Source organism: Methanosarcina subterranea (assembly GCF_055385895.1).
The window spans coordinates 2260505-2281471 of the sequence record NZ_AP042426.1 but is presented as its reverse complement, the minus strand read 5'-3'; the positions used below and the strand labels follow the sequence as shown (position 1 = coordinate 2281471).

General features: G+C 38.8%; 12 protein-coding genes and 3 pseudogenes. 12 read left to right on the top strand and 3 right to left on the bottom strand.

Annotated elements, in window-relative coordinates:
• Positions 1 to 220: 220 nt before the first annotated feature.
• The 4 genes and pseudogenes from ACZ5A8_RS10010 to ACZ5A8_RS09995 form a co-directional block, all read left to right on the top strand.
• Positions 221 to 978 (top strand): annotated as a pseudogene (locus tag ACZ5A8_RS10010) (helix-turn-helix domain-containing protein); the annotation flags it as partial.
• Between the two features lie 100 nt (positions 979 to 1078).
• Positions 1079 to 1525: an IS200/IS605 family transposase gene (gene tnpA / locus ACZ5A8_RS10005; protein WP_464533679.1), complete on the top strand. Its 447-nt coding sequence runs from the start codon at positions 1079 to 1081 to the stop codon at positions 1523 to 1525.
• 189 nt (positions 1526 to 1714) lie between these two features.
• Complete coding sequence (locus tag ACZ5A8_RS10000; RefSeq protein WP_464533678.1) at positions 1715 to 3250, top strand: transposase; 1536 nt, start codon at positions 1715 to 1717, stop codon at positions 3248 to 3250.
• Positions 3251 to 3408: 158 nt separating this feature from the next.
• A pseudogene (locus ACZ5A8_RS09995) lies at positions 3409 to 3624 on the top strand (IS630-like element ISMac13 family transposase); the annotation flags it as partial.
• A 685-nt stretch (positions 3625 to 4309) separates the two neighbouring features.
• Here the strand turns inward: ACZ5A8_RS09995 and ACZ5A8_RS09990 are convergent.
• A complete protein-coding gene (locus ACZ5A8_RS09990) occupies positions 4310 to 5128 on the bottom strand; it encodes an IS5 family transposase (RefSeq protein ID WP_464533676.1) in 819 nt (272 codons plus the stop codon).
• Between the two features lie 301 nt (positions 5129 to 5429).
• Here ACZ5A8_RS09990 and ACZ5A8_RS09985 point away from each other — a divergent pair.
• The 3 genes and pseudogenes from ACZ5A8_RS09985 to ACZ5A8_RS09975 all read left to right on the top strand — a co-directional run.
• Positions 5430 to 5591, top strand: a pseudogene (locus ACZ5A8_RS09985) (IS1634 family transposase); the annotation flags it as partial.
• 448 nt (positions 5592 to 6039) lie between these two features.
• Entirely contained in the window at positions 6040 to 13524 is a 7485-nt protein-coding gene (locus ACZ5A8_RS09980) for a DUF7507 domain-containing protein (RefSeq protein WP_464533675.1), read from the top strand.
• A gap of 1387 nt (positions 13525 to 14911) precedes the next feature.
• Complete coding sequence (locus tag ACZ5A8_RS09975) at positions 14912 to 15127, top strand: DUF2683 family protein (RefSeq protein WP_464533674.1); 216 nt, start codon at positions 14912 to 14914, stop codon at positions 15125 to 15127.
• A 197-nt stretch (positions 15128 to 15324) separates the two neighbouring features.
• Here ACZ5A8_RS09975 and ACZ5A8_RS09970 read toward each other — a convergent pair whose 3' ends face one another.
• Positions 15325 to 16305: an alpha/beta fold hydrolase gene (locus ACZ5A8_RS09970; protein ID WP_464534092.1), complete on the bottom strand. Its 981-nt coding sequence runs from the start codon at positions 16303 to 16305 to the stop codon at positions 15325 to 15327.
• A 578-nt stretch (positions 16306 to 16883) separates the two neighbouring features.
• Here ACZ5A8_RS09970 and ACZ5A8_RS09965 point away from each other — a divergent pair.
• Positions 16884 to 17489 (top strand): pentapeptide repeat-containing protein, encoded by a 606-nt coding sequence (locus ACZ5A8_RS09965; RefSeq protein WP_464533672.1) that lies wholly within the window; start codon positions 16884 to 16886, stop codon positions 17487 to 17489.
• A 238-nt stretch (positions 17490 to 17727) separates the two neighbouring features.
• On the opposite strand, the gene ACZ5A8_RS09960 is transcribed toward ACZ5A8_RS09965, so the two are convergent.
• The gene (locus tag ACZ5A8_RS09960; protein WP_464534090.1) at positions 17728 to 17925 is read right to left on the bottom strand and encodes a CatA-like O-acetyltransferase; all 198 of its coding nucleotides are present in this window, start codon (positions 17923 to 17925) and stop codon (positions 17728 to 17730) included.
• 224 nt (positions 17926 to 18149) lie between these two features.
• Between ACZ5A8_RS09960 and ACZ5A8_RS09955 the strand changes: the two genes are divergently transcribed.
• The 4 genes from ACZ5A8_RS09955 to ACZ5A8_RS09940 all read left to right on the top strand — a co-directional run bounded on the left by ACZ5A8_RS09955 (position 18150) and on the right by ACZ5A8_RS09940 (position 20966).
• Positions 18150 to 18323, top strand: a complete 174-nt coding sequence (locus ACZ5A8_RS09955; RefSeq protein ID WP_464533671.1) for a hypothetical protein — start codon at positions 18150 to 18152, stop codon at positions 18321 to 18323.
• Positions 18277 to 18834, top strand: a complete 558-nt coding sequence (locus ACZ5A8_RS09950) for a GNAT family N-acetyltransferase (protein WP_464533670.1) — start codon at positions 18277 to 18279, stop codon at positions 18832 to 18834. The genes ACZ5A8_RS09955 and ACZ5A8_RS09950 overlap by 47 nt, the downstream gene beginning before the upstream one ends.
• Before the next feature lie 490 nt (positions 18835 to 19324).
• Positions 19325 to 20125: an EFR1 family ferrodoxin gene (locus ACZ5A8_RS09945; protein ID WP_464533668.1), complete on the top strand. Its 801-nt coding sequence runs from the start codon at positions 19325 to 19327 to the stop codon at positions 20123 to 20125.
• A gap of 115 nt (positions 20126 to 20240) precedes the next feature.
• Positions 20241 to 20966, top strand: coding sequence for a TetR/AcrR family transcriptional regulator (locus tag ACZ5A8_RS09940; protein ID WP_464533666.1), 726 nt, complete (start codon positions 20241 to 20243; stop codon positions 20964 to 20966).
• Position 20967: the final 1 nt, after the last annotated feature.

Sequence of the window (20967 nt, the reverse complement as noted above, 5' to 3'; positions counted from 1 at the left end):
CATTTCGGACACAATGCCAAAAATCTAGTGATGAACTCAAAATTAAAAATCACTAGTGCATCGATTCCAAAATAAATCCTTTATTTTGTAGTAGGTTCGTGATATATAGGCAAACTCAAAAGTCTAGGTTTATGAACATACTTTGGAATCGAAGTACTAGTACTTCGATTCTTATATAAATCCATAAAATAATTATATTAATTGTTAGATAAATGACCTTATGTCTCGTATAAGCCGTCGCCCCAAATTATCATTTACTCAAAAAGATTTAGACTATCTTATCAAGCTCAGCCGATCTAGAAATCAAGCAGCAAGCATTGTTGAAAGATCTAAAATCATACTTTTAAGCTATCAGGGAAAAAACGATACTGAGATCTCCAGAGAGTTGAAAGTAGATTATAAAACTGTAAGAAAATGGATAAAAAGAGTTTTAGATTTAGGGGTTAAAGAGGGTTTAGTAGACAAATCCAGAAGTGGGAGACCTCAAGACATTAGTGCCGAATCACGGGCTTTTGTAATTTCACTTGCATGTATGAAGCCAAAAGATCTTGGTTATCCTCATGAAATCTGGACTCAGAGACTTCTTGCGAAGCATATACGGGAGAACTGTATCAAAGAAGGACACCCTGATTTATCGAAGATAAATCAGGGAACAATTTCAAAGATTCTCAATGCAAGCAACATAAAACCACATAAGATTAGCTGTTACATTGCTAAAGTTGACCCCGATTTTGATCAAAAAGCAGCCAATGTCCTGGATACATATAGAGAGTCTAAAAGACTAAGCGAAAAAAAAGAAAAAAGAAGAAATTAAAACAGTGATTATTTCTTACGATGAAAAACCAGGTACTCAGGCAATTGGAAATGTTTATCCAGATCTTATGCCAGTAGAAGGGTATTATTCTATAATAGCAAGAGATTATGAGTGGGACTCTTTCACTATTAGCTGGAATTGACTTGATATCTGGGATAATTTATTTCAGTCGAATACCCCGCCAGCTTGCTGCGGGGATGGAAACTTCCCCGGTAACCGTTGTTAAATTACTGATTTATATTTTTAGCTACATTTGTATTTTAAATGGAACTACGGCATGCAAACCATTGTGTCTATAAAATAAGATATCACATGGTTTTTTGTGTGAAGTACCGTAAAAAACTTCTCTTAGATTTAGTAATCATCAACTTTTTGAAAAAGATATGCTCCGAAATCGGTGATAGGTATTGTTTTGAGTTTGATGCAATTGGTACTGATGGTGATCATGTCCATCTTTTTGTTGGTGCTGAGCCAAAATACTCTACCTTAAAAGTCATGCAAATTATAAAAAGCATTACAGCAAGACAAATCTTTAAAGAACATCCTGAGATCAAAAAACAGCTTTGGGGGGGTGAATTCTGGAGTGATGGGGGTTACATTGGAACAGTAGGAGATGGAACAACTTCAGATGTAATTAAAAACTATGTTCAAAATCAGGCAAACCAGGAAGAAAAAGAAGCATATCAGCAAATGAAAATATTTGATTTTTAATAATTGAGGTTTTGCCATTTTTCTTTAAATTACTTTTTTTTAAAAAATAACAATCAAAAAAGATTATTTTGTAAAAACATTATTTATTAATCTTTAAAATCAAATTTCAAAGCAAATAATAAGGATTATACCTAATTAAGTCTATTTTAAGTTACCAATCAGAAAATAAACCGTGAAAAGGTATAATCCATGATAAAAATTGTTGGTAAGGGATATAAGTATTTTTTGCTTCAATTGAGTGATTTTTTAGAGATTACAAAAACAATAGTTGTAAGCCTGAAGAGTGTTGAAGGCAAGAAAAAATATGAAAAGATATTTGGAAGAAAATTCGAAGACAAAAAGGATAATTCAAGAATCCTTACTATTCACTTTAATCAGTCAACACTTACAAACTTTATAGGAAACCTTTTTGAAAAACCAATATGTTCAGCCACTTTCAAAGATCATTTTCTTTCTAAAAATTCAAAATTTAAAATCATATTCCTGAAGAGTGATAAAAAGAATAAGAAAAAAGCGGAAAACAGTAGACGTTGTATCATATCTACATCTCAAAGAATACTTTCCGATTTCTTTGAAGACATGATAAATGTCCTTAAACGGAAAATTAATATCTCTTACAGGGTTAAACCTTTAATTGTGAAGAGTAAGGACTATATGGAAAATGTCCTTTCCTGGAATCAAATACTCGCTTTTCAAAATCTTAAAAAATTTAGAGGATATTTGAGGAACATTTTTGAATTAAACCCTTCGCTTGATTCTTATTTCAATAACCTTCAGGTATCAATGGGATATACCCCTCAACTTGAAGAATTATCTTTCAATAACATTTTCAAGTTAGAAGTATCAAGATGCAAACTTGGATACTCTAATCTTGAATCATTCATCAGAGATTACAATCAGAATCAAGCTTTAAGGCAGGAATTAAAAATCAAAAGCAGAGGAAAGATTACTCTTTCCTCTTATCGACGAAACCTAAAAATGATTTCTCCTTATCTGGACAAATATGGAGGACTACTGATACAAGAATGTAGAAATCTTCACCTTATTGGCGATAAAATCTGGGTTTGGGATCGAAGATTTTTTGAGTGTAATTGCAGTGGTTTAAAGAATAAAGAGACCGGAAACCTTTCCGATCCCGACGCTGGACATTATGTCAAAAAAACAGGTAGATATAGTGTATTATCAGGAACAGGATACACTGATACCTGTATTGTTGATAGCTGGTGGGGCTTACCTATTTATTGGGATGCAGTAAATGCCAGTAAAAATGACAACACAATATTTCAGGATACAATAAACCAGTGTATGAGATCAACAATAGAAAAACCGTTTTTTGTGATCGCTGATGCAGGACCTGACAGTTATCTATCCAATGAAACTGTAATCGAGAAGGAGATTATTCCAATCATAGCTGCAAGAGCTAATAGTGTTGGAAATATATTAAAAACAGAAAAGGGAACCCATTTCAGAGCACAATACATCCCAAGAATTTATCATAAATTACTTGGAAAATTATACAGTATCAGAACCACTGTTGAAAGGAAAAATTCAAACGATGTTGTTGGATACAATAGATCAAAAACACCGACAAGAGGGAGTTTATGGGCCAAAACTTATGTGTCGATAAGTAATATTGCCGCGTTACTTACGGCACTTACGGCTTTTAAGATTGGAAGACATGACCTGATAAGAGCACCAGGAGCTTTTAGAAGGTTGAATATCTGAGCAAGTAGAAGTAATTTTTTCTTAAAAAAGGGAATTTAATGCTTTTAATTTAATTTTAAAGCATTAATAGAGAAATTGGCAAAGGCTCAATTACATTATAACCAGAGCGGTGGCGCACCCCGTTGCTTGCAGCGGGGTGCGCCAGCGCAACTTTGATTTTCACATCCAAACATGCTTCGTGGCTGAATATCATCGAAAGTTTTTTCAGTAAAATGGTGAGGAGCGTGTTGAGAGGAATAAGAGTAGACTCAATGAATGAATTAAAAGAAAGAATCAGTCAATATATAAACCAGATTAACGAAAAGCAAGTTCTATTTACGTGGAGATATAAAATGGAAGAAATGGATGAAATGCTTGGTGGAATCACAGTCTAAAATAGCGTTAATTAGGAATCGATGCACTAGTACCATGAAAACTTAATTATGGATCATCAACTTAGATCAAAACAATATCACCTGATAGTAGTCATCAAAATATATGTTCAACATTTGGGTTTTCACGGTACTAGTGTTGCGTCAATCCTCAAGGATTGAGTGATTCTGAATAGTTGTAATTGATTTTCATTGGTCATCGGTTAAGGAATTTTCTTGCCTGAGAGCTGTCGATTTTGTACCAGAAGTCTGCCTCATATTTTGCCCAATTTACCTAAAATCGACACCTTGCTCCATCCCCCTATATGTTAAATTTTGAACATCTGTTATGGAAATGGATGCAATTATTATGATTCCTCACTTAACCGAAGACGCATGAATTGATTTTATACGACATTTTACCGCTGACTCGACACTAGTACCATGAAAACTTAATTATGGATCATCAACTTAGATCAAAACAATATCAGCTGATAGTAGTCATCAAAATATATGTTCAACATTTGGGTTTTCACGGTACTAGGTTAAAAAAGAAACTCAAACCGGAGTTTATAAGATCTCATAAAAATCGTGGTGCAGCTATGGATATTATGTAGGTCTAACAAGAAATTAATTAAGTTCCAAACTTGTTTCGTTCAATTTTGGCGTCGCCACATATTGAACTAGCCCACCGATTGATACTTAGAGCCTATCCGAAAAGTCCCGCTGCTCTAAATGTCATCCATGCACATGCTAAATGTAGCATAGCAAGGTAATTCTCAATTTTCTTTTCCCATCTTATAAGCAGTCTTCTGAATCTGTTTATCCAAGAATGTGTCCTTTCCACAACCCATCTTCTTGCCCTAAAACCTGGTACCTCTATTCTTATGTTTTCCTCTCCACGGCTTTTGATATGGGCAGTATAACCATATTCTTTAACCAATTCTCTGATATCGGGAAAATCATATCCTTTATCCATACAAATATTCTGAATTTCCTTGTCGGGAGAAGGTCTTTCAAAAATAATGGCATCTAAAGTCTCTTTTACAAGCTTTTTATCGTGACGATTTGCTCCATCAACAGTAACCGATAGTGGTATACCTTTACCATCTGTTAACAGACTTCTTTTTGTACCTTTTTTGCCACGATCAGTTGGATTTGCTCCGGTCCCAGCTCCACCTAGTGGAGCTTTTGTCATAGCACCGTCAATTGCTTGCCACTCCCATTCTAATCCGTTTTGATTATCATACTCCACTAGACCAGCTTTCCACATATTCTCAAATAACCCCGATCTTTGCCATTCCTGAAACCGATCATGGACAGTGCTTGGAGCTCCATAAAATCGTGGCAAAGATTTCCATTGGCAACCAGTACGAAGGAGATATAAAATGCCACTCAGTATTCTCTTATCATCTTTTCGAGGTCTTCCAGGCTTCTTTTTGGGTTTAGGGAAAGGTAATAATGGTTTGATTTTATTCCAGAATTCATCAGAGATCTCGTAGTCATGTCCGTTTTTTCGTGTTACCACTAATCAACATTACCCTAAAATGTAGTTATTCTACTTTTCGGATAGGCTCTTATATGATTTTCACCATATTATACTAAAGAAACCATAATAGGGCGTCTTGTTACAGAGATCCTGTGTTAGACCCCATATAGTGGGAAATTAACTATTTTTGTGCCACACCGATTTATTTAATTGGTTCTATATTTGTCGGTTTTATATTAAAATGCTTGGAATTGTTACCCAACATAATTAATTTTTTGTTAGACCCTATGTAGATCATGTCGCTTGATGTGGCTTTATACTATAAAGTATAAACTCCGGTCAAAAGCCCACATTGAAATGGGCTTTCATGCTAATGAGGGAGATTACAGAAGTAAAAATGGAAGTGGACTCAAAAGTAGTAACTCAAATTGTCAACACGGATGAAGTTAAGGGCAAGATAATAAGGTTGAGGGGGAAAAATTGTGAAAAATACTACTTTTGAGTAGAGATCTGCGGAAAGTCAGCTTAAAGTACACTTCAGAATGTTACTTTTTTGATTCGTTCATTTCCATGTCTGTTCAATGACCTAACGTTATGCAGATATTACTAAAAGCTCTTCCGCCCCTGATATTTAGCCATCAGTATTATATTAATATCAGACCTTAAATAAATTTATATAGTTTGGCGCCTGATGTCTCTGTAAAAAAATTTATGTTTAGACGGATCTGACCACTGAGGAACTGACTATAAAAACCACTTCAGCATCAGTAAACCGATATTTTTTAAGACTTTTTTCTTGGTCATTTACAAAATAAGGGAGGGTACAAATGTGAAATCTCAACAATGTTTCTGTGATTAACACAGCCACAAACACTGTTACAGCCACTGTTCTTTTGGAGTTACAGTCAACCTAACGGGAACAAGTTTTGTAAAATCAGGGAGGTATAAATGTGAAATTTCAACAAGCTAATGTCTTTAAGATAATGTCATTCGGTTTGATTTTATTATTTCTTGGATTGATGAGCGCTTCTGTTACGCATGCTGAAGCTTATACTTTTGTTACTAAGTGGGGCTCTGGTGGCGCTGGTCCTGGGCTATTTAGTAGTCCTTGGGGCGTTGCTGTAGATTCATCTGGTAATGTTTATGTTGCTGATACCTCTAATGAGCGTATTCAAAAGTTTGATAACGACGGTACTTATATTACTCAATGGGGTGGCGGAGGACCAGGTGCAGGAACTTTTTATAGTCCACATGGTGTTGCTGTCGATCAGTCGTCTGGTAATGTTTACGTTGCTGATACATCCAATCAATTCATTCAGAAATTTGATAGCAATGGCAACTACATTACCCAATGGGGTGGTGGAGGTGCATCTAATGGAACTTTTTCTAACCCACATGGTGTTGCTGTAGATTCGTCTGGTAATGTTTATGTTGCAGATACGGACAATCAACGCATTCAAAAGTTCGACAGCAACGGCAACTACCTTCTCCAATGGGGTTCTCTTGGCGCCGGTGACGGACAATTTACTGGTCCATATGCTGTTGCTGCAGATTCGTTTGGTAATGTATATGTTGCCGATACGTTCAATAATCGCATTCAGAAATTTGATAGCAACGGCAACTACCTTCTCCAATGGGGTTCTTTTGGCACCGGTGACGGACAATTATATAGTCCATATGGTGTTGCTGTAGATTCATTGGGCAATGTTTATGTTGCCGATACGTCCAATAATCGCATTCAGAAATTTGACAGCAACGGCAACTACGTTACCCAATGGGGTTCTCTGGGCTCCGCTGACGGACTATTTTATAATCCCCATGGTGTTGCTGTAGATCCATTCTGCAATGTTTTTGTTGGAGATACGGACAATCAGCGCATTCAGAAGTTTGCTGGTCCTTGTCAAATCAGGTCTCTGACAATAGTAAAGTTAGCATCTCCAGCAACGTATTCTGCTGTAGGAGACCTTATTACCTACACCTACAATGTGACTAATTCTGGAAATGTAAACATTACAGGTCCTATCACGGTTACAGACAACATACTAGGAACCGTGAATATAACAGCCGGAGACCTGATACCTGGACAAAGTGTTATAGGGACTGCTAACTACACAATAACTCAGGCAGATCTGGATGCAGGATCAATAACCAATGCAGCGTATGCAACAGGTACTTTCGGGAACAATACAACCGCTTCTAACACGGATAATGCAACAGTAACAGCTATACAGAGTCCAGGTCTGACAATAGGAAAGTCAGCATCTCCAACAACTTACAATACTGTAGGACAGATTATCACGTACACCTACAATGTGACTAATTCTGGAAATGTAAACATTACAGGCCCTATCACGGTTACAGACAGCACACTAGGAACCGTGAATATAACAGCTGGAGACCTGATACCTGGACAAAATGTTATAGGGACTGCTAACTACACAATAACTCAGGCAGATCTGGATGCAGGATCAATAACCAATGCAGCGTATGCAACAGGTACTTTCGGGAACAATACAACCACTTCTATCACGGATAATGAAACAGTAACAGCTAATCAAAGTCCAGCTCTGATAATAGGAAAGTCAGCATCTCCAGCAACGTATTCTGCTGTAGGAGACCTTATTACCTACACCTACAATGTGACTAACTCTGGAAATGTAAACATTACAGGCCCTATCACGGTTACAGACAACATACTAGGAACCGTGAATATAACAGCCGGAGACCTGATACCTGGACAAAGTGTTATAGGGACTGCTAACTACACAATAACTCAGGCAGATCTGGATGCAGGATCAATAACCAATGCAGCGTATGCAACAGGTACTTTCGGGAACAATACAATCACTTCAAACACGGATAATGAAACCGTAACAGCTGTACAGGGTCCATCTGCGTTTCCAGTTCTGATAATAGGAAAGTCAGCATCTCCAGCAACTTACAGCACTGTAGGACAGATTATCACGTACACCTACAATGTGACTAACTATGGAAATGCGAACATTACAGGCCCTATCACGGTTACAGACAGCATACTAGGAACCGTGAATATAACAGCCGGAGACCTGATACCTGGACAAAGTGTTACAGGGACTGCTAACTACACAATAACTCAGGCAGATCTGGATGCAGGATCAATAACCAATGCAGCGTATGCAACAGGTACTTTCGGGAACAATACAATCACTTCTAACACGGATAATGAAACAGTAACAGCTGTACAGGGTCCATGTGAATTTCCAGCTCTGATAATAGAAAAGTCAGCATCTCCAGCAACTTACAGCACTGTAGGACAGATTATCACGTACACCTACAATGTAACTAACTCTGGAAATGTAAACATTACAGGCCCTATCACGGTTACAGACAGCACACTAGGAACCGTGAATATAACAGCCGGAGACCTGATACCTGGACAAAGTGTTACAGGGACTGCTAACTACACAATAACTCAGGCAGATCTGGATGCAGGATCAATAACCAATGCAGCGTATGCAACAGGTACTTTCGGGAACAATACAATCACTTCTAACACGGATAATGAAACAGTAACAGCTGTACAGGGTCCATGTGAATTTCCAGCTCTGATAATAGGAAAGTCAGCATCTCCAGCAACTTACAGCACTGTAGGACAGATTATCACGTACACCTACAATGTAACTAACTCTGGAAATGTAAACATTACAGGTCCTATCACGGTTACAGACAGCACACTAGGAACCGTGAATATAACAGCCGGAGACCTGATACCTGGACAAAGTGTTACAGGGACTGCTAACTACACAATAACTCAGGCAGATCTGGATGCAGGATCAATAACCAATGCAGCGTATGCAACAGGTACTTTCGGGAACAATACAATCACTTCTAACACGGATAATGAAACAGTAACAGCTGTACAGGGTCCATGTGAATTTCCAGCTCTGATAATAGGAAAGTCAGCATCTCCAGCAACTTACAGCACTGTAGGACAGATTATCACGTACACCTACAATGTAACTAACTCTGGAAATGTAAACATTACAGGCCCTATCACGGTTACAGACAGCACACTAGGAACCGTGAATATAACAGCCGGAGACCTGATACCTGGACAAAGTGTTACAGGGACTGCTAACTACACAATAACTCAGGCAGATCTGGATTCAGGATCAATAACCAATGCAGCGTATGCAACAGGTACTTTCGGGAACAATACAATCACTTCAAACACGGATAATGAAACAGTAACAGCTGTACAGGGTCCATGTGAATTTCCAGCTCTGATAATAGAAAAGTCAGCATCTCCAGCAACGTATTCTGCTGTAGGAGACCTTATCACGTACACCTACAATGTAACTAACTCTGGAAATGTAAACATTACAGGTCCTATCACGGTTACAGACAGCATACTAGGAACCGTGAATATAACAGCCGGAGACCTGATACCTGGACAAAGTGTTACAGGGACTGCTAACTACACAATAACTCAGGCAGATCTGGATGCAGGATCAATAACCAATGCAGCGTATGCAACAGGTACTTTCGGGAACAATACAATCACTTCTAACACGGATAATGAAACAGTAACAGCTGTACAGGGTCCATGTGAATTTCCAGCTCTGATAATAGGAAAGTCAGCATCTCCAGCAACTTACAGCACTGTAGGACAGATTATCACGTACACCTACAATGTAACTAACTCTGGAAATGTAAACATTACAGGCCCTATCACGGTTACAGACAGCACACTAGGAACCGTGAATATAACAGCCGGAGACCTGATACCTGGACAAAGTGTTACAGGGACTGCTAACTACACAATAACTCAGGCAGATCTGGATTCAGGATCAATAACCAATGCAGCGTATGCAACAGGTACTTTCGGGAACAATACAATCACTTCTAACACGGATAATGAAACAGTAACAGCTGTACAGGGTCCATGTGAATTTCCAGCTCTGATAATAGGAAAGTCAGCATCTCCAGCAACTTACAGCACTGTAGGACAGATTATCACGTACACCTACAATGTAACTAACTCTGGAAATGTAAACATTACAGGTCCTATCACGGTTACAGACAGCACACTAGGAACCGTGAATATAACAGCCGGAGACCTGATACCTGGACAAAGTGTTACAGGGACTGCTAACTACACAATAACTCAGGCAGATCTGGATGCAGGATCAATAACCAATGCAGCGTATGCAACAGGTACTTTCGGGAACAATACAATCACTTCTAACACGGATAATGAAACAGTAACAGCTGTACAGGGTCCATGTGAATTTCCAGCTCTGATAATAGGAAAGTCAGCATCTCCAGCAACTTACAGCACTGTAGGACAGATTATCACGTACACCTACAATGTAACTAACTCTGGAAATGTAAACATTACAGGTCCTATCACGGTTACAGACAGCATACTAGGAACCGTGAATATAACAGCCGGAGACCTGATACCTGGACAAAGTGTTACAGGGACTGCTAACTACACAATAACTCAGGCAGATCTGGATTCAGGATCAATAACCAATGCAGCGTATGCAACAGGTACTTTCGGGAACAATACAATCACTTCAAACACGGATAATGAAACAGTAACAGCTGTACAGGGTCCATGTGAATTTCCAGCTCTGATAATAGGAAAGTCAGCATCTCCAGCAACGTATTCTGCTGTAGGAGACCTTATCACCTACACCTACAATGTGACTAACTCTGGAAATGTAAACATTACAGGCCCTATCACGGTTACAGACAGCACACTAGGAACCGTGAATATAACAGCCGGAGACCTGATACCTGGACAAAGTGTTACAGGGACTGCTAACTACACAATAACTCAGGCAGATCTGGATGCGGGATCAATAACCAATGCAGCGTATGCAACAGGTACTTTCGGGAACAATACAATCACTTCAAACACGGATAATGAAACAGTAACAGCTGTACAGGGTCCATGTGAATTTCCAGCTCTGATAATAGGAAAGTCAGCATCTCCAACAACTTACAGCACTGTAGGACAGATTATCACGTACACCTACAATGTGACTAACTATGGAAATGTAAACATTACAGGCCCTATCGTGGTTACAGACAGCATACTAGGAACCGTGATTATAACAGCCGGAGACCTGATACCTGGACAAAGTGTTACAGGGACTGCTAACTACGCAATAACTCAGGCAGATCTGGATGCGGGATCAATAACCAATGCAGCGTATGCAACAGGTACTTTCGGGAACAATACAATCACTTCAAACACGGATAATGAAACAGTAACAGCTGTACAGGGTCCATGTGAATTTCCAGCTCTGATAATAGGAAAGTCAGCATCTCCAACAACTTACAGCACTGTAGGACAGATTATCACGTACACCTACAATGTGACTAACTATGGAAATGTAAACATTAAAGGCCCTATCGTGGTTACAGACAGCATACTAGGAACCGTGATTATAACAGCCGGAGACCTGATACCTGGACAAAGTGTTACAGGGACTGCTAACTACGCAATAACTCAGGCAGATCTGGATGCAGGATCAATAACCAATGCAGCGTATGCAACAGGTACTTTCGGGAACAACACAATCACTTCTAACACTGATAATGAAACAGTAACAGCTGTACAGGGTCCATGTGCATTTCCAGCTCTGATAATAGGAAAGTCAGCATCTCCAACAACTTACAGTACTGTAGGACAGATTATCACGTACACCTATACTGTGACTAACTATGGAAATGTAAACATTAAAGGCCCTATCGTGGTTACAGACAGCATACTAGGAACCGTGATTATAACAGCCGGAGACCTGATACCTGGACAAAGTGTTACAGGGACTGCTAACTACGCAATAACTCAGGCAGATCTGGATTCAGGATCAATAACCAATGCAGCGTATGCAACAGGTACTTTCGGGAACAATACAATCACTTCTAACACTGATAATGAAACAGTAACAGCTGTACAGTATCCGGATTACATAATTGAAAAAACAGTTACTGATGTTGCAGGAAATGGACCCGCAGGAACAGTAACAAAAGCTGGAGATGCAATCTGCTACCGGATTACAGTTACTAATACAGGAAACGTTCACCTGACAAACGTAATAGTAACTGATTCTCTCATTGAATGTATCAATGGACCAGCAGAGTCTCTGACTTCTGATGGAATTCTCGAAATAAGGGAAACATGGGTCTATACTGGAATTTACACTGCTACTCAGGCAGATATAGACGGTAATTGCGAAGGAGACAGGTTCATTGAAAATAAGGCAACTGTTGGTTGTGATTGCGAAGGAGACAGGTTCATTGAAAATACGGCAACTGTTGATTGTGATCAGCTGTGCCCAATATCTGACAGCGTTGAAGTGCCAATAGAAGAGATACCAATACATGAAAAACCTGAATACTGCATATACAAGTCAATAATCGGAGTTGATCAGGCAGGAGATTGTATACTCAATGAACCTGGAGACATAATTGAATATCAGATAGTGGTGAAGAATTCAGGCAATACGGACCTGTCGGGAGTTTCAGTAAGTGACCCGATGATTACACTGACAGGCCCTGCAGGAGATGATATTGACCCAGGAGTGTTGAATCCAGGAGAGGCGTGGAAATTCTGCGGAAATTATATGGTAACCGAAGAGGACATAAACAGTAACGTTGGCGGAGATGGATATATAAACAACACGGCAACTGTGAGCTGCAATGAACTCCCTGCCGAGACCTGCAGCATAGAGCAGCCTGTAGCTCAGAAGATGGATTTGTGCATATACAAATCAATAATCGGAGTCGATAATGCCGGAGACTGTATAATCAATAAGCCTGGAGACATAATAGAGTATCAGGTTGCGGTAAAGAATGAGGGTAGGGTGGACTTGACAGGAATTTCAGTGAAAGATTCTCTGATTACACTGACAGGACCAGCTGGAGATGATATTGACCCAGGAGTGTTGAATCCAGGGGAGACATGGAAATTCTGCGGAAATTATACGGTAACCCGAGCAGACATAACCAATAATGGTGGTGGGGATGGGTTCATCGACAATACAGCAACAGTAAGCTGCAACGAACTTCCGGACGAAAGCAGCAGTGTAAAACAACTGATTGTCCTTAGCTCAGCAGATAGTGACAGCAGTAGTGACAGCAGTAGTGACAGCAGTAGTGACACTCGTAGCACCCAACATGGCAGTGGAGGCACTGGCAGCGCCAGTGTAATCTCTAAACCTTCAAAAAACATTGAAGTAAATGAAAACACAGAGGAAGAAGCTGTCACTGAAATACAGATTGAGCCTAACACTGAAGACGTTGGACAAAACACTGGAAATACAGAGGTAAATGTTGAAAAAGAGACGAAGCAGGAAGAAAATGCTAATGCGCCTGGATTTGAAGTAGTTTATGGCATTACCGGGCTACTTGCAATATACATGTGTAAAAGGAGGCAATAACAGAGAGAATAAAGTAATAAAAGTTAGCTGAATTCGATGCAGAAAACAATTAGATGAGGGAAATAAGCCTCATCTAATTTGTACATTTTTACCCTGAAACCTGAGTTTGACGTTGTCAACGGCAGTGAATAATTCCCCCTTTTCGGCGGATTAAAATTCCCCAATTCTCAATCCTTGAGAAAAGTTCGAGGATTGTGAATCATGCTGAAAAAGGAGGTGCGACAAGAAGCTGAATTATGGATTGCTACAAGCTATCCTATTTGCTCAGGATATCCCTATTGCAGCATGCATTTTGGTAACAAAACTGTGTGAAGCCTGCAAGACAACGTGGAAAAGATCAAAAACCTAATTTGATCAATCTGCAAGGGAAAGACTATCATGGAGAAACGAAAGTTGAATTATCGTAAGGATCGTAATCAGCGACAAGTGAAATGGGTTGATACACTTGAACCAATAGGTAAGGAACCGGATTATACTGGCTCTCCAAACGGTATAATGAGCAAACAAAATGTTCCCGGTCTACAGATAACTCCTCATGCGTCATCGGTTAAGCGTTAGAGAATCACTCCAGTATGTGTTTTTATATTTAACCGATGACCAATGATTTCCTTTTTAGTTTCACGACCTATTTTCACCATAGATCTCATACATTACCGTTTCCTTAAGCGGTTTTTCTGGAAATTATGGAAGTCAGGAGTCAAAAAGCCAGTAGAAATCAAATCTTGGCAAATTTCCGTATTCAATCAGATCCACATTTTTAGATTTAAACAAATATTTGAAAATGTTTGAAAAAAGTATTGATTATTCCATGCCTCTTAGGTTCACGTCAAGACAGGGATCTGTTATGAGAATATATAACCTGGCCTTTTCCTCTTCCCAATGCACAGGTTTTGTGCTAAGACCTGTTCCTTTTTAACTGAAAGGGCTTCTAAATGTGTGTATTTAGAAACTATTGTTTTTTAGATGTAGTGACAATAAAAAAGTAGTGAAAAGCATTTTTTATTGGTTCATGCTCTCAGCATCCCCCATTCTTGTAACCTTTTCTCTAGTGTCGCGTCAATGCTTAAGGATTAAATGATTCTGAATAGTTGTAATCGATTAGATACGACATTTCATCGCTGACGCGACACTAGTGGATCCGGAGAACATAATTATCCTTCTTTTGGTATCGGTTAACGAATTTTATGCACAACTTCGAATACTACGTATGGCGATTTTCTAACATAATTCCTGGATATAGAATATAATAAATAGCACTTTTTGACGTTTTAAACCTTAACCGAATCCAAATGAATTATCCTTTAGTGAGGCAGAACGGTATATATTAATATGGCATTAACTTACCATTAATATGGGATATATATGGTTCAAGCGATTATAAATATTGATGAGCGTACTAATCGAATTTTTAATATTATCAAGGCGAAATACGGTTTTAAAAGACAAAAGTGCTGCGATAAATAAAATGGCTGAAGAGTATGAAGAAGAGATTTTAGAGCCAGAGTTAAAACCTGAGTACATTGAAAAATTGAAGAAAATAGAAAAACAGGAAGCTATAGAAGTGGGTACGGTTGAAAACTTAAGGAAACGATATGGTCTTTGATTTTTATGTATTTTTTAAAATCCTGTATTATCCAATAATCTCTATATAAATTTTAGAGGACTCCCTCAAGCCTGGTTGACATTTTCTCAGATAATCTCATAGTACAACTTAAAGAGATCTTCCCATATCTCAGCCTTACAATTCCCAGCAGCCTTTGGAGAAGGTTAGTTAAATTTCAGAGTCAAGGTCCATGCAGTTTAATAAGCCGATTTGCTTAGAAATTCTTTCACAAGCACCCTCGTCCCGTTCATTTGAGATATCATTCCATGACCTCCAGTATCATATAACACAAGCTGCGATTGGTCTATTTTGTTGTGAGCGTTTTCCGCATGTTTGTAAGTTACCAGCGCATCATCTTTAGCATGGATAATCAATGTTGGTGCACTAAGATTATCTGCAGGTACGGTATAAAATTCAATCATTTTTTCATCGTTTACAGTGCCTTTATACCTTTGAGACATTGGATGCATTATATCAAGCATTTCCTGTGCCAGTTCTTTCTGTTCCGGGCTAAACGTTTCATATACCTGTGATGGAATTCCCATCAGCTCCAAAATTGTAGATTGAAAAAATCTTGTGAAGAGCCAGTATACATAATCAGATTGCTGGATAATGTGAATAATACTAACATAAAAAGGGTTCTGGTCACCTGATGCCGGGCCCATACTTACAGCAGAAATCAATATCAATGCTGAGCATCTGTCAGGATAGTCGTTTGCAAACTGGGTGGCTGACGGACCTCCAGCTGATACGCCAACAACAATTATTTTATCTATGCTTAAATTATCCAGAAGAATTTTATAAGCAGCGGCTTGCGAGTCAATTGAAGCATTATCCGGAACGGATGATCGAAGATAGCCATATCGTGAAACCGAGATGAATTTATACCTGTCCTCGAAAAACACTTTGCCCGCCCAGAGTCCCTGATCATAACCTCCTCCTGCGCCATGTAGCAGTAAGATAGGAGTTCCTTCTCCCTCTACAGTATACTCAATATCCCCATACTCTGTTTTCAAAATAGTACTATTCGCAAGCAATTGCTTTTCTGCTTCCGTCATCGTCTCGTGGTAACTCGGATAAGTTAGAGCAATTAGAATAACAGTTGAGCAAATTAAAAATGCAAATATAATTAGTAAAATATTCCTGCTTCTTTTCTTAATTTCTTTCAAGAATACCACTTCTAATTTGTAGCCACTATACTCCGGACTCAAGTCCAAACATGTTTGCAACCCCTAAATATCTCACTTTTGAATACTGTTCAGCAATTTATTTCTCAACAGCATTCAAGCCATTTAATAGAAAATTCTCTATACAATATCCCATAATTCACACCTCTTATTAATCATTCCGACCTTCTATACAAAACTCAAAAATGTAAATTTTGATTGAAAATTTTCGTACGACATTATATGGCTAGCATGACAATAAGAAGCTCTTTAAAATTTCCTTTGTGGGTCCGGAGAAATTAATTTTTATCGAATCAGAATACAAAGGTTTTCTGACAAAACCTATACGTTTTCTTTGTTTCCTGCTAAATAGTGTGTTACATAAAAGAAAATTGAAAAATGTTATCTGAGAATATTCTGCTTTTTATGTTCATTTCCTTGAAACTAAATTTTATTTCTGTGAAACTAAATTTTTATTTCTATGTTTGTGATTTTTGCAACAGAACCGGAAAAACTATAGGTTTGCCTGCTAGTGTGTAAGTCCTATATAGTATAATCATTTGGAAACATCAGTATATGGAAATGGAAGCATGTTGGAAAGCAGAATTATTGCCGCACAATCTGATGACAGTTATATAGAAAGGATGCGCTTTGAAAGCGAGGTGCTTTCGGACGTCGATATCGCAAGGATAGAATTTGAATCGGTACAGTTTATACAATGCCAGTTCAGCAAATGTAATTTTTTAAAAACCAGCTTTTACAATTCGGTGTTTGATAACTGCAATTTTGCAAATTGCAGTTTTACGGAAAGTTACTGGAAAGGCTCTAAAATATTAACATGCAAGGGCGATGGCAGCAACTTCAGCAAGAGCTACATGAAAGAAACATCTTTAGCGGATGGTTCCTTTCGATATGCAGATTTTTCAAGTTCTGTATTGGAGAACTGCACCATTCATGACTGCAATTTCACGGAAGCTTTCTTATCCGGGATTCGGTTAAAGAAGCCCACGCTAAAAGCGGTTAATTTCACAGGAGTAGATTTCTTTAAAACTTTACTCAAAGGCATCGACTTATCGGACTGTATCATTGATGGGATCACAGTATCCGATACACGTAATGAAATCAGAGGGGCTATAGTCAATGCCGAGCAAGCAATAGAACTTGCTGCGTGGATTCTGGGAATCAAAATTGTATAAGGCATTGACTCACTCACATAAATCAGAGGAGAAATGAATGGATCTGTCCAGTGTCTACCAGGGAAAGTAACGCTTTTATTATGTCCTCTGGAAGATCGAAGGCTGTAACTATATTTAAATTGTCTGAAAAATAACTGTTACCGCTTCCGAATTTGTCCCTTAAAGCATTCTAATCTCCCATCATGCTTATACCGAATTTGTCCCTTAAAGCATTCTAATCTCCCATCATGCTTATAATCTACACCTCATCCAGGTATCTCTGCAGCTTATCCGCAAGTTTGCCAATATGAATACCATCAACAAATGCATGATGAACCTGGACTGCAAACGGCATCATAAATTTGCCTTCTCTTTCATGATATTTTCCCCAATCAAATATGGGTTGCGCTTTTTCCTTATTTCCAAAATCCGTGTGCGAAATATGCGTAAATGTTATCCACTTACCGTTTCCTTAAGCATTTTTTTCTTGGGAGCTCTCTGGATGACCTGTAAGAGATTAGAGCCACAGTTTTCAAAATTAAACAAATGTTTTGAGATGTTTGAAAAAAGTATTGATTATTCCCGCCTTTTATGTCCACATCAAGGCAGGTATCTGTCAACAGAATATATAAATAACACAAACACAGATAGTTAAATCATACAAAAAGAAGGTGTTCACAAATGGCAAAACCTGTTGAACTCGGGCTTGTTCTTGAAGGAGAAGATGCAGAGAGGTTCTTTGAATATGATGAAAATCCCGAGGTTTCAGACGAATTAATAGCAATGTTCATTGAAGGCAAGGAAATATATGAGCAAAACAGACGAAAAGTTTCGAGCATCAGTTCCAAGCTCTGAACTTATTATCGTACCACTCAATGAACACCATAACCTTTTATCATTTAATTGCTCAAATTCAGAATTAAACGATTTTTTGAAAAACGATGCTCTGGATGATCAGAATAATTTGATCACCAGAACCAGTTTATGCTTTTGGAATGATGAACTGGCGGGGTTTATTGCTCTGGTAGCAGATACAATTGAAGCTAAAGCTGTAATTGATGGAATTGAGCGTTACAAGTATAGCAAATACCCTGCAGTTAAAATTGCAAGACTGGCAGTAGATTCCAGATTTGAAAGAAAAGGAATAGGCACTTATTTAGTGAAAATAGTAATGGGCCAAGCATTATCAATTTGCAATAATATCGGATGCAGATACATTCTTGTTGATTCAAAAGAAGAGTCAACTGGTTTCTATAGAAAATACGGATTCAAAATCGCAGAGAAAAATAAGAAAAAAGATTTCGCTCCAATGTATCTTAACATGAAACCGATTATTGCTAAAATGAACCTTGGGACTAAAGATTAAAAGTATTGATTGTTCAAGGTCTCCAGGTCTCAACCTTTCCTATCCTGAAGATTCTGTTTTCTTTGAAATCCTCTCTTTTTCCTTTACTTTACTTTTCCCATAGTTCAATTTAAGATAGACTTTATTTCTGCAGCTTTCTGTATCTCTCCGGCTGAAGGGATACTGTAACGTTCCTAGATAACCCTGAGCGTATCACCTATAAGCTTTGCTCCTCTAGAGTCCAGCCTGCAGCCTATTTGCAGGAACCCCCCTACGCACTCACAAGAAATCAGACTCTAGGCTGAAAGGCAAGTAGAAAGAAAAAGAAAAATTCTCTACGAGCCTTAATTTCTTATTCATCCCAAACAAAATTTTAACCTCCGTCAGGTATCTGATATTTTTCCTGGGAAATATTCTTAAACTAACTCACAGTTATTTAATAACCAATAGTTATTTAATTACCACTAGATATAAGATAACGTAGAGTTACACAATTGATGGAGTAAACAAAATGAAAATAGAATCTGTGAAATTAGCTTATTTTTCACCTACTGGAACAACAAAAGCAGTTGTTCAGGGCATTACACGCGGAATAAATCACAGCACGGTGGAAATCATTGATATTACCCGACCGGATGCGAGAAAACAGCCGTTACAGACATCGGAAAAAGAATTACTCATTCTTGGTGTGCCGGTGTATATGGGAAGGGTGCCGGCACTAATACTTGAATGGCTGCAGGCGATTAAAGCCCAAAATACGCCTGCGGTCTGTGTTGTCGTCTATGGCAATCGTGTGTATGACGATGCACTCCTCGAGCTGAAAGATATTCTGACTCAGTGTGGATGTAAACCAATCGCCGGTGGGGCCTATATCGGGGAACATTCATTTTCCAGCGACGAAACACCAACTGCCAAAGATCGTCCGGATGCAAGCGACTTAAACCACGCAGAGTCATTTGGGCGAAAAATACAGGAAAAACTAAACACCATTCCATCAGTTGACCGGATCTCTGATGTAAATATACCCGGCTGCCATCCCTACCGGGGGGCTTCGAAGCTGTGGAATGTTGATTTTATTGCGGTCAGTGATGCGTGTACCCGGTGTGGGATCTGTGCAGAAGGATGCCCTACTGGTGCTATCGATCCGGAAAATAGTAATTTGATTGATACGGGAAAATGCATCACGTGTTGTGCATGTATCAAGAGCTGTCCTCAAAACGCCAGATCAATGAAGCCTGGGCTGGTTAAAGATGCATCAGTGCGTCTCCATACGCTTTATAGCCAGCGAAAGGAGCCGGAATCTTTTATCTAATGAATATATCCAATCGGTAAAACTGGAAGTAAAAGTAGAAAATAAGAATACATTTCTTCCTTTAATCATGTAACTAACAGTCAGAATATAAATATGGGTTAGCTGGAGTAGCACTATGGGAATCGCCGATAGAAGACAACGAGAAAAAGAACAGCGAAAAACCGAGATTATCGATGCAGCCGCACGTCTCTTTTTTTCTCGAGGTTATGAAGATGTCTCTATGGAAGACATCGCCCGCGAGGTCGAACTGAATAAGGCTACCATTTATCTATATTTTAAAAATAAGGAGGCACTTTACGCTACTATCGTACTCCGTGGTATCGACATTCTGAAGGAAAAATACACAGAGTGCATGGAGAAACAGGTGCCGGGTATTGTCAAGGTAGCCCTGATGGGTCAGGCTTATTACCAGTTTGCACAGGAATACCCGGATTATCTTCGAATGATTCATTTTTACGGGTCTGAGCGTTTTTCTAAAGAGAACCCGTGTACCGCAGAGATTGGAAAGGGGTATGGTACCTGCCGTTTGATCCTGCGGGATGCGATCCAGGAGGGTATCGATGACGGTACAATACGGGCAGATCTCGATCCATTCCTGACCTCGATGTACCTTATGATCTCCTTTATGAACATCCTGTCAATGGAAAATAAATGGAAACTGGTGATCGAGGCGGAGGGGTTCAGCTACGAGCAGTATACCAGTGAATTTTTCCGGTTCATCATTCCTGCTATCTCTTCCGGTGAGAAATCTCACAAAATGGATGTCAGAGATTTCGCATCATTTGGATTCTTTTTAACAGAGCCTGTGGAACCTGAGAAGAAAAAGAGAAAAAAACCTTAAA

Excerpts from the sequence above, each read along its gene's own strand:
- ACZ5A8_RS09940 (WP_464533666.1), top strand. The coding sequence starts at position 20,241 with ATGGGAATCGCCGATAGAAGACAACGAGAAAAAGAACAGCGAAAAACC.
- ACZ5A8_RS09950 (WP_464533670.1), top strand. The coding sequence starts at position 18,277 with ATGAGCAAAACAGACGAAAAGTTTCGAGCATCAGTTCCAAGCTCTGAA.
- ACZ5A8_RS09955 (WP_464533671.1), top strand. The coding sequence starts at position 18,150 with ATGGCAAAACCTGTTGAACTCGGGCTTGTTCTTGAAGGAGAAGATGCA.
- ACZ5A8_RS10000 (WP_464533678.1), top strand. The coding sequence starts at position 1,715 with ATGATAAAAATTGTTGGTAAGGGATATAAGTATTTTTTGCTTCAATTG.
- tnpA (WP_464533679.1), top strand. The coding sequence starts at position 1,079 with ATGGAACTACGGCATGCAAACCATTGTGTCTATAAAATAAGATATCAC.
- ACZ5A8_RS09965 (WP_464533672.1), top strand. The coding sequence starts at position 16,884 with ATGTTGGAAAGCAGAATTATTGCCGCACAATCTGATGACAGTTATATA.
- ACZ5A8_RS09975 (WP_464533674.1), top strand. The coding sequence starts at position 14,912 with ATGAGCGTACTAATCGAATTTTTAATATTATCAAGGCGAAATACGGTT.
- ACZ5A8_RS09945 (WP_464533668.1), top strand. The coding sequence starts at position 19,325 with ATGAAAATAGAATCTGTGAAATTAGCTTATTTTTCACCTACTGGAACA.